Genomic DNA, 1,813 nt, shown 5'->3' on the forward strand with positions numbered 1-1,813 from the left:
TTACAGTTTGGTTGGCCTGAGTCCGTCAGCTTATCCATACCCATTACAGGTAGGCAGAAAGCTTCCTCCTCAATCTCTTCCCGTCTAGGACTTGCGCTTACACTTATCACTACTCAGTTTTATCGACCTTTTGACTGAGAGTCCTAGTCGGGTTATCTCGTTCAATCATCTGGGGTGTTATGCCGACGCCTCCATCTGTCCCCCGAGGTACTTTTGCAAGTCTGTGTCAGTCGTTAGTAGACCCCCTGACCTTTCCCTTTGCCCATTTTGGGCGCAGCGTGTCAGCACACTTTCGCCGCTTGAATTATTACGAGGGTTCAAGACGATGATTTGCTGTTACTAGACGATAGCATTTGGCAGTGGTCGGTTCCATCGGGTATTGGCTTACCCTGGTAGCCTTCCGTTCCCCGCTTCACCCACAGGGTCGTGACTCCTGCAAGTGGGGGTGGCTAACGCCGTTGCTCTCGAGAATTGTTAAATTCCTCTGACCTGGAGCCTGCTGACCTCAGATTTGGTAACGGTCTAGGCCGCTTCCCTCCTCCTTAGCAACCAGATGACAGTTGTCAAGGTTCCTTGGCTTTAAGCATTAGGTTCGTTGCCCCGCTTACGTTTTCGGCATTTCAGCCTTGACTTTGGCGGGAACGATTCGCACCATAGTGTTTAATTCTAGCAAATCCGAGCAGATGGGCGATGGACGTTTAGATTAATTTTATAGTTGAGAATGCACAGGGGGAGGAGGGGATAAACGGTGGCAAAAATCTACTTTTAGGAGTAGTTCTATGAGATTAATTCATCTGGGAGAAAAAACCGTCCCTTGGATTCCTCCGTTTGGGTGAGTTCAAAGGGGTGGGGGGTGAAAGAAGATGGACAAAAGGATGCGATCGCCCGCGGAGTGCTTTCATAGCGGGGCGATCGCCTAAACGCAAGGGAGGGAACCACGGTATTTAGCTATTGGCCACGGTTTGCCATTCCAGGAGGACCGGAGGGGGAACGGGTAAATCCAGGGAGCGATCGCCCACCAGGGGAACCGAGAGAATCGCGGGTTGAGTGGTGGGAAGTTGGAGCAATACTCCTTTGAGGTCGTACTGGCCCACATTAGGAGCGGGGGACTCCTCTGCGAACAGATCCGGCGCGCTGAAGACTTTACCTTGGTCGGTATTAATCTGTAGGGGTTGAGGATGAGCGACTTCAGCCATCCCGGGGAATCCCACCAGTCGGAGATTGACGCTGGCGACTTCACCGGATTTGACTCGTTTGAAAAGGATTAACTGCCAAGAATGACCGGCGCGGTCTCGCAGACTATGACGAGATTGATAAAGGGTTTGACCCGGTGCTTCTTGAGTTTGGCGGATTGACGCCGCCGCCGGTGGGGCAGCGAAGTAGGAGATTCCGGCGAACAGCAAAAGCACCAGAGCGCCCAGTAACAGGAGCTTTGAGAAGATTTGTCGGATGCGACACCACATAAGCTTTAGAATTTTTTAAATAACTATATAGTGTTATAGCATGAAAATGATTTATAATGGTGCATAACGGGTGCGATTCGTTCCCGCAAAAGTGGATGGTAAATTCCGGAAACGTAAGCGGGGCAAGGAACACAGCCCCTAAAGGCTGAACCCCCCAGAGGATGGTAAGTCTGATGGTTGGCCGAAATAAAACGGTATAAACCGATACAAAAAAGCCCATCGAAAACCTCGGAAAACTGAAGGCTAAGAGAATTTCACAATTCTTTACAAAAGTCTTTACAATCCGATGGAAAACTGGGAAGAACCTTGACAACTGAATGTCGATGGTGGTGAAAGCCCACCCCATGAAG

Annotated in this window: 1 protein-coding gene; it reads right to left on the reverse strand. The window is 50.2% G+C overall.

Going from position 1 to position 1,813, the window contains the following annotated elements; all coding sequences use genetic code 11:
* Window positions 1-944: 944 nt before the first annotated feature.
* A complete protein-coding gene (locus AC0QH1_RS10205; RefSeq protein WP_324630979.1) occupies window positions 945-1,463 on the reverse strand; it encodes a DUF3122 domain-containing protein in 519 nt (172 codons plus the stop codon).
* Window positions 1,464-1,813: the final 350 nt, after the last annotated feature.

The organism is Phormidium sp. CCY1219 (assembly GCF_055795085.1).

What these genes read in the sequence shown, in the direction of transcription:
- AC0QH1_RS10205 (WP_324630979.1), bottom strand. Translation starts at nt 1,463, where the DNA reads ATGTGGTGTCGCATCCGACAAATCTTCTCAAAGCTCCTGTTACTGGGC.